This is a genomic window from Candidatus Streptomyces philanthi (assembly GCF_059553635.1).
On the sequence record NZ_JCANQV010000233.1, the window covers coordinates 1 to 9,405 of the forward strand.

Below are 9,405 nucleotides of genomic sequence, written 5' to 3' on the forward strand. Positions count from 1 at the left end.
CGGCCTGGTGCCGGACCACACCCGTGCCGCGGTGCACGCCCTGACCGGGCTCGGCTGCGAGGCGGCGGTGGCGCTCGCCGACGACGGCGCGGTGCCCCCCGGGACACCGGGGCCCGTACCGGCCTATGAAATGTGGCGGCGGAATGTCAGGGACCGGCTTGCCGCCGACGGCGGTTGAGCACTACCGAAGAAGACGGGCAATCGGTTCCGGCGAGTAGATTCGTGAATTGCATCACCCCAAATCCACGGAGGGGCGGTAGAGTTCGGTGTCAGCTCCTTTGCGTGCGCTGCGGCGCCGCATTCTCACACCCAATGTTTCGGCCACCCGGCTCGACAAACGCGGATTCCACCGGAAAAGCCCGGCCGCCCAGGAACTCCTGGAGACCATCGGGCAGTCCTTTCTCCGGGGATATGGCGACGCGGTCGAAGCGCGTTCCCTGGCGGAGATGGAACACCGCCTGAGCGGCGTGCCCACGCGGTTCCGCGGCTTCGCCTACGAGGGCGCGGCCATGGGCTGCACCGTGCTCGACGCCCTGCCGGGAAGCAGCGGCAGACGGCTCGCCGGACTGCTGTCCGGGGAGGGTCGCCACCACGTCTACATGGCGTATGTGGGTATCGGGTGGGCCCTGGCCAGGCTCCCGAGGCCCCTGTGGCCGGACGTGACGCGGACCCAACGCCCCATCAGATGGCTGATCCTCGACGGGTACGGCTTCCACCAGGCGTACTTCCGCACCGCGAAGTACGTGGACGGGCAGTACCTCGACACCGCGCTGCGCTGGCCCGACGGCCCCGCCGGTTACGTCCAGCGGGCCGTCGACCAGGGCATCGGCCGCGCCCTGTGGTTCGTCGGCGGCACCGACCCCGACCATGTCGCGGCCCTGATCGGGAAGTTCCCCGAGCAGCGCCGGCCCGACCTCTACGGCGGGGCCGGACTCGCCGCCGCCTACGCGGGCGGCGCCGACGAGGACGAACTGCGCCGGCTGGTACGGCACGCCGGCCACCACCGCCCGCAGCTCGCGCAGGGGGCCGCGTTCGCCGCCGAGGCCCGGGTGCGGGCCCGGCTGGCCGTTCCGCACACAGGGCTCGCCACCCGGGTCCTGTGCGGACTGGAGCCGGAGCAAGCGGCCCGGCTGTGCTCCGCCCACCGCCCCGCCGATTCCGCACCCGCCGACGGCCGTTCCTACGAGGAATGGCGGCGCCGGGTGGCCGAAGAAATCGTCTCGCAGGAAAGGCGTTGAACGCCGTGGCGATGAAAAGCACAATGCGCGCACGTATTCCAGGAGCCATCGCGCTCGCGCTCATGGTCGGCCTCTTCACCGTCGTACGCCTGCCGGAAAGATCGGCGGCGGAGACGAAGGAAATGGCGGACCGGTACGCCTTCACGCCGATGTCGATCGCCCTGCCCTCCGGATACCAGGAGCAGACGATCCGCAAGGTGAACAAGAAATACGAGCACATCGCCGGATGGATTTCCTCGGTCGGCGCCGGGGTCGCGATGAACGACATCGACGGCGACGGACTCCCCAACGACCTGTGCCTCACCGACCCCCGGATCGACCAGGTGGTGGTGACCCCCGCACCCGGCAAGGGCGCCGACCGCTACCGGCCGTTCGTCCTCGACCCCGCGCCCCTCCCCATGAGCGACACCATGGCCCCGATGGGCTGCGCCGCCGGGGACTTCAACGAGGACGGGCGGACGGACCTGCTCGTCTACTACTGGGGACGCACCCCCGTCATCTTCCAGGCCGAGCCCGGCTCCGACGGACACGGACCCGCCTCCTTCCGCCCCACCGAACTGGTGCCCGGCGCCGGCACGGCGAAGTACACCGGGCCGCTGTGGAACACCAACGCCGTGACGATCGCCGACTTCGACGGCGACGGCCACGACGACATCTTCATCGGCAACTACTTCCCCGACAGCCCGGTGCTGGACCCGTCCAAGGACGGCGGCGTCCAGATGAACGACTCGCTCTCCCACGCCCTCAACGGCGGCACGGACCACGTCTTGCGCTGGACCCAGCACGGCTTCCGGCCCGCCGACGACGCACTGCCGAAGGACACACGGACCGGCTGGACCCTCGCCGCCTCCGCCACCGACCTCGACGGCGACCAGCTCCCCGAGCTGTTCCTCGCCCACGACTTCGGCACCTCCGCCCTGCTGCACAACAGGTCACGTCCCGGGAAGATCGCCTTCGCCGAGGTGAAGGGCCCCCGCGACCCGATGGTGCCCAAGTCCAAGCAGATCGGCCGCAGCTCCTTCAAGGGCATGGGCGTCGACTTCGGCGACCTGGACGGCGACGGGCTCTACGACATGTTCGTCAGCAACATCACCACCTCCTTCGGCATCCAGGAGAGCAACTTCACCTTCCTGGACCGGGCCGCGGACAAGACCGACCTGCGCGCCCGCCTCCTGAAGGGCGAGGCCCCCTTCGAGGACCGCAGCGCCCCGCTCGGCACCGCCTGGTCCGGCTGGGGCTGGGACGTGAAGACCGGCGACTTCAACAACGACGGACAGCTGGAGATCGCCCAGGCCACCGGCTTCGTCAAGGGCAAGACCAACCGCTGGCCCCAGCTCCAGGAACTCGCCGCCTCCAACGACGAGCTGACCAAGGACCCCGACTGGTGGCCCCACGTCCGCCAGGGGGACGACCTCGGCGGCAACCAGACCCTGCGCTTCTTCGCCAAGGGCGCGGACGGCGGCTACACCAACCTCGCCGACGCCCTCGGCATGGCCGTGCACACCCCCACCCGCGGCATCGCCACCGGCGACGCCGACGGCGACGGCCGCCTCGACATGGTCGTCGCCCGGCAGTGGGGCGAGCCCGTCTTCTACCACAACGAGAGCCCGGACACCGGCGACTTCCTCTCCCTGCGGCTGCTGCACCCCTCCGGCGGACCCGTGGTGGACGCCCAGGTCACCGTGACGATGCCGGACGGCTCCCGGCGCGTCAGCAGGGTCGACGGCGGCGGCGGCCACTCCGGCAAGCGCAGCCACGACGTGCACATCGGCCTCGGCAGGAACGCCCACGGGCCCGTGACGACGCATCTGCGATGGCGGGACCGCTCGGGCCAGGTGCACGACCAGGACCTCCGGCTGGACCACGGCCGGCACACGATCCAGCTCGACACCCGGGCGAAGGAGAAGTGACCGACATGGCAGAACCGCAAGCTGTCGCACCGCGTCACGCCCCCCAGGTCATCACGGCCCTGCGCCGGTTCGCCCTCTCGATCACCGTCTTCAACATCCTCGGATACACGGTGCTCGGCTTCGAACAGCCCTGGACCTGGCCGCTGATCGCGCTCGCCACCGCCTACACCGTCGAGACCGGCCTCGAACTGATCGGCGCCCGCGCGGAGCGGCGCCGCCCCCGCTTCCTCGGCAACGGCCCCCGCGGCGTGGTGGAGTTCCTCTACCCCTCCCACATCACCGCCCTCGCGCTGAACATGCTGACGTACGTCAACGACCGGCTCTGGGTGATGGTCTTCGGCGTCGTCGTCGCCGTCGGCACCAAATGGGTGCTGCGCGCCCCCGTACGCGGCAAGCCCCGCCACTACATGAACCCGTCCAACTTCGGCATCACCGTGATCCTGCTGCTCTTCCCCTGGGCCAGCATCGCGCCTCCGTACCACTTCACCGAGTACGTCACCGGGGCCGTCGACTGGATCATCCCCGCGGTGATCGTCGCCGCCGGGACCCTGCTCAACGCCAAGCTGACGCACCGGATGTGGCTGATCGCCGCCTGGGTCACCGGCTTCGCCCTCCAGGCCGTCGTCCGCGGCCTGGTGTTCGGCACCGCGATCCCCGCCGGACTCGGCATGATGACCGGCGTCGCCTTCGTCCTCTTCACCAACTACATGGTCACCGACCCCGGAACCACCCCCTCCAAGCCGGTCTCCCAGATCGCCTTCGGCGGCGGGGTCGCCGCGATGTACGGCGTCCTCACCGCCCTCGGCATCGCCTACGGCATCTTCTTCGCCACCGCCGCCGTCTGCCTCATCCGCGGCGGCTACCTCTGGTGGCTCCACCTCGGTGCCCGGCGCGCGGCGGAGCACGCGCCCGGCCGGGCCGCCGCGGCCGAGGAGGCCCCCGCCACCCCGGCCGCCGGGACCGGAAAGGAGGCGGTGCCCGCATGACCGCCGTCGCCATCGTCGGCATGGCCTGCCGCTACCCCGACGCCGCCTCGCCCCGGGAACTGTGGGAGAACGCGCTCGCCGGCCGCCGGGCCTTCCGGCGCCTGCCCGACACCCGTATGCGGCTCGACGACTACTGGGACCCCGACCCGGCGGTACCCGACCGCTTCTACGCGCGCCACGCCGCCGTCATCGAGGGCTACTCCTTCGACCGGGTCGCCCACAAGATCGCCGGAAGCACCTACCGGGCGACCGACCTCACCCACTGGCTCGCCCTCGACACCGCGGGCGCCGCGCTCGCCGACGCCGGCTTCCCGGCCGCCGACGGCCTGCACCGGGTCCGTACCGGCGTCGTCGTCGGCAACACCCTCACCGGCGAGTTCACCCGCGCCAATGTCCTGCGCCTGCGCTGGCCCTACGTCCGCCGCGTCCTGGCCGCCGCGCTCCAGGACCGGGACTGGGACGGCGAACGGCTCGCGGACCTCCTGGACGACGTGGAGCACGTGTACAAGAGCCCGTTCCCCGAGATCGACGAGGACAGCCTGGCCGGCGGCCTCTCCAACACCATCGCCGGACGGATCTGCAACCACTTCGACCTCAAGGGTGGCGGCTACACCGTCGACGGCGCCTGCTCCTCCTCGCTGCTCTCCGTCGTCCAGGCCGCCGGGTCTCTGCTCGACGGGGACCTCGACGTCGCCGTCGCCGGGGGCGTCGACCTGTCGATCGACCCGTTCGAGATCATCGGCTTCGCCAAGACCGGCGCCCTGGCCAAGGGCGAGATGCGGGTCTACGACCGCGGCTCCAACGGCTTCTGGCCGGGCGAGGGATGCGGCATGGTCGTCCTGATGCGGGAGGAGGACGCCCGCGCCGCCGGGCACCGCGTCTACGCCACCGTCGCCGGCTGGGGCATCTCCTCCGACGGCCGGGGCGGCATCACCCGCCCCGAGGTCGGCGGCTACCGCCTGGCGCTGGACCGGGCCTACGCCCGCGCCGGCTTCGGCATCGGCACCGTCCCCCTGTTCGAGGGACACGGCACCGGCACCGCCGTCGGCGACGCCACCGAACTCACGGCCCTGATGCGGGCCAGGGCCGCGACCGGCCCCTCCGGGCCCCCCGCCGTCATCGGCTCCGTCAAGGGCATGATCGGCCACACCAAGGCCGCCGCCGGGGTCGCCGGACTCATCAAGGCCGCCATGGCCGTCCACACCCGCGTCCTGCCGCCCTCCGTCGGCTGCGTCGACCCGCACCCCCTCCTCACCGAGGACGGCGCACCGCTGCGCGTCCTGCGCGGCCCCGAAACCTGGCCCTCCGGCGCACCCGCCCGCGCGGGCGTCACCGCCATGGGCTTCGGCGGCATCAACACCCACGTCGTCCTGGACGCCACGGACACCACCACGCCCGCCCGGCCCGGCGGCCGGACCCGCCACCTGCCCGCCGCCGTCCAGGACCGGGAACTCCTCCTCGCCGACGCCGCCTCGCCCGGGGAACTGCGCGCCCTCCTGGCGGAACTCGCCGCCTTCGTCCCCCGGCTCTCCTACGCCCAGCTCGGCGACCTGGCCGCCCTCCTCCACCGGCGGCTGGGCGACGCCCCCTACCGGGCGGCCGCCGTCGTCTCCTCCCCGGAGGACGCCGAACGGCAGCTGACGCACCTCATCGGCCTCCTGGACGACGGACGGCACACCCACCTCACCCCCGACGGACACGGCTTCCTCGGCCGCGCCACCGGGCCCGCCAGGATCGGCTACCTCTTCCCCGGCCAGGGCTCCGGACGCGGCGCGAGCGGCGGAGCGCTGCGCCGCCGCCTCACCGAGGCCGCCGACGTCTACGAGCGGGCCCGGCTGCACACCACCGGGGACATGGTGGCGACCGAGAACGCCCAGCCCCGTATCGTCACCGGCTCCCTCGCGGCCCTGCGCGCGCTCGACGCCCTGGGCCTGACGGCGGACGTCGCGGTCGGGCACAGCCTCGGCGAGATCACGGCACTGCACTGGGCGGGCGCGCTGGACGCCGACGCGCTGCTGCGCATCGCGCGTACCCGCGGCCGCACCATGTCCGAGCACAGCGCCCCGGGCGCCATGACCTCCCTCACCGCGCCGCCCGAACGGGCCGGGGAACTCGTCGCGGGACTGCCGGCCGTGCTCGCCGGGTTCAACGGCCCCGACCGTACCGTCGTCGCGGGCCCGGACGACGCCGTCACCGAGGTGGAGGCCAGGGCACGGGCGGCCGGCATCCGCCCCGTCCGTCTCCCCGTGTCCCACGCCTTCCACTCGCCCCTGGTGGCCCCGGCGGCCGACGCCTTCGCCCGGCACCTCGCCGGCGAACGCTTCGGGGAGATCCGCCGCCAGATCGTCTCGACCGTCACCGGCGGCGTCCTCGCCCCCGGTACCGACATCCCCGGGCTGCTGCACCGCCAGATGACCGGGCCGGTCCGCTTCGCCCAGGCACTGGCGGGCGCCGCGGCGGAGACCGACCTGCTGATCGAGGCCGGCCCGGGGCAGGTGCTCAGCGCCCTGGCCCCGGCCGTCACCGGCGTACCGGCACTGGCACTGGACACCGACGACGAATCCCTGCGCGGACTGCTCCGGGTGGCCGCCGCGGCCTTCGTCCTCGGCGCGCCCCTGCGCACCGAACGCCTCTTCTCCGACCGCCTGGTACGGCCCCTGGAGATCGGGCAGCGGTTCCGGTTCTTCGAGAGCCCCTGCGAACGCGCCCCGGAGGTCGAGACCCACGGCGGCCGGGGCACCGGGCGGGCCCCCGCCGCCGCGGACGCCACCACGGCCGACGGAGTCCCGGGCGTCGAGGTGGTACGGCGTCTCGTCGCCGAACGCGCCGAACTGCCCGTGGAGTCCGTCGGCGACGACACCCGGCTGCTGGACGGGCTGCACCTCAGCTCCATCACCGTCGGGCAGATCGTGAACCAGGCCGCGCAACGCCTCGGCGTGTCCGCGGCCGCCACCCCGACCAACTTCGCCACCGCCACCGTGCGCGAACTCGCCGAGGCCCTGGAGACGCTGGCGGCCACCGGCCGTCCCGGCGACGGCGACCGCGCCCCGGTGGTGCCCGGCGCCGCCGCCTGGGCCCGCGCCTTCGCCCCCGAACACGAGGAGCTCCCGCTGCCGCAGCGGCTCCCGGACGAGGACGACGGCCCCTGGCAGCTGTTCGCGGACGAGGACCACCCCTTCGCCGCCGCGCTGCGCGACCGGCTCGCCCGCGCGCGCACCGGCCCCGGCGTCCTGGTCTGCCTCCCGCCCGGATGCACCCCGGACCGGCTCGGCACGGCGCTCGCCGCCGCGCAGGCGGCGGCCGGGGCCCCGCAGGACCACCGCTTCGTCCTGGTCCAGCACGGACGCGGCGCGGACGGACTGGCCAAGACCCTCGCCGGCGAGGCGCCCCAGCTGCGCATCACCGTCGTCCACCTGCCCGACGCCCCCGCGCAGGAGGGGCGGGCGGTCGAGCGGGTCGTCGCCGAGGTCACCGCGACCGCCCGCTTCACCGAGGTCCGCTACGACACCGGGGGCCGGCGGCACGTACCGGTGCTGCGGGCGCTGCCGGTACGCCCCGTCCGTACCGCGCCCCCGCTCGGCCCCTCGGACGTCCTGCTCGTCACGGGCGGCGGCAAGGGCATCACCGCGGAGTGCGCGCTGGCGCTCGCGGCCGACCACGGCGCGCGGCTGGCCGTCCTGGGCCGCTCCGACCCCGCCGACGACGGGGAACTCGCCGCCAACCTCAAGCGGATGGCCGAGGCGGGCCACACCGTGCGCTACGAACGCGCCGACGTCACCGACCCCCGGCAGGTCCGGGAGGCGGTGGCCCGGGTGACGGGGGAGTGGGGGCCGGTCACCGCCGTGCTGCACGGCGCCGGCCGCAACGAGCCCCGCGCCCTCACCGACCTCGACCAGGACGCCTTCCGGCGCACCTTCGCCCCCAAGATCGACGGGCTGCGCGCGGTGCTCGACGCCGTCGACCCGGGACGGCTGCGGCTCCTCGTCACCTTCGGCAGCATCATCGGCCGCGCCGGACTGCGGGGCGAGGCCCACTACGCCACCGCCAACGCATGGCTGGCCGGCCTCACCGAGGAACTGTCACGGCGTCACCCGCACTGCCGCACCCTGTGCGTGGAGTGGTCGGTGTGGTCGGGGGTCGGCATGGGGGAACGGCTCTCCGTCGTCGAGTCCCTGACCCGCGACGGCATCGTGCCCCTCTCGCCCGACCAGGGCGTGGCCGTCCTGCGCCGCCTGGTGGCGGACCCGGACGCACCCCCCGTCGTGGTCGTCAGCGGACGCACCGAGACCACCGGGACCGTACGGCACGCGCTGCCCCCGCTGCCGCTGCTGCGCTTCACCGGCACCCCGCTCGTCCGCTACCACGGCGTCGAACTGGTCACCGAGACCGCACTGGGCGTCGGCACCGACCCCTACCTCGCCGACCACGAACTGGACGGGAACCTGCTCTTCCCCGCGGTGATGGGGATGGAGGCGATGACCCAGGTGGCCGCCGCGGCCCTCGGCCGGACGGCAGTGCCGGTGATCGAGGGGGCGGAGTTCCTGCGGCCCGTCGTCGTCCCGCCGGACGGCAGCACGACCATCCGGGTCGCCGCCGTCGTCACGGACACCGACGAGGTCACCGCGGCCGTCTTCAGCGAGGAGACCGGATACGCCGCCGAGCACTTCCGGGCGCGACTGCGCTTCACCGGCGCCCCCGTGCCCGACGGCCCGCCCGACCGCGCCAGCGCCGCGCTGCCGCCCGTACCGCTCGACCCGGCGGCGGACCTCTACGGCCCCGTGCTCTTCCAGGCGGGCCGCTTCACCCGGCTGCGCCGCTACCACCGGGCGGCCGCCCGGCACGTCGACGCGGACGTGGCGCTGAGGCCGGACACCACCTGGTTCGCCGGCTTCCTGCCCGGCCGGCTGCTGCTCGGCGACCCGGGCACGCGGGACGCGCTGATGCACGGCAACCAGGTCTGCGTACCGCACGCCACCCTGCTGCCGCAGGGCGTCGACCGCGTCCACCCCTGCGGCCCGGCGCCCGACGGCACGGAGGAACTGCGCTACCAGGCCGTCGAGCGGGAGCAGGACGGGGACACGTACGTCTACGACATCGCGGTGCGCACCCCAGGGGGCGAGATCGTCGAACGCTGGGAGGGCCTGCGGCTGCGGGCCGTGCGCAAGGGCGACGGCCGCGGCCCCTGGGCGCCCGCCCTCCTCGGCCCGTACCTGGAGCGCTCGGTGGGCGAGCTGACCGGCGCGTCCGTCGCGGTCGCGGTGGAACCGGACA

Annotated in this window: 5 protein-coding genes; all 5 read left to right on the forward strand. The window is 73.8% G+C overall.

The genetic code is table 11. From position 1 onward, the window contains the following. Positions 1-7: 7 nt before the first annotated feature. A complete protein-coding gene (locus AC51EU_RS22660) occupies positions 8-178 on the forward strand; it encodes a DUF1702 family protein (RefSeq protein WP_496268878.1) in 171 nt (56 codons plus the stop codon). Between the two features lie 88 nt (positions 179-266). Continuing rightward, positions 267-1,238 carry a DUF1702 family protein gene (locus tag AC51EU_RS22665; RefSeq protein WP_496268874.1) on the forward strand — a complete coding sequence of 324 codons (972 nt, stop codon included), beginning with the start codon at positions 267-269 and terminating at the stop codon, positions 1,236-1,238. A 23-nt stretch (positions 1,239-1,261) separates the two neighbouring features. Beyond that, a complete protein-coding gene (locus AC51EU_RS22670; protein WP_496268875.1) occupies positions 1,262-3,148 on the forward strand; it encodes a CRTAC1 family protein in 1,887 nt (628 codons plus the stop codon). Beyond that, positions 3,145-4,134 (forward strand): enediyne biosynthesis protein, encoded by a 990-nt coding sequence (locus AC51EU_RS22675; RefSeq protein WP_496268876.1) that lies wholly within the window; start codon positions 3,145-3,147, stop codon positions 4,132-4,134. The genes AC51EU_RS22670 and AC51EU_RS22675 overlap by 4 nt, the downstream gene beginning before the upstream one ends. Further along, positions 4,131-9,405 (forward strand): type I polyketide synthase (locus AC51EU_RS22680; protein WP_496268877.1); only part of this gene is annotated, 5,275 nt, incomplete at its 3' end. The genes AC51EU_RS22675 and AC51EU_RS22680, both read left to right, overlap by 4 nt.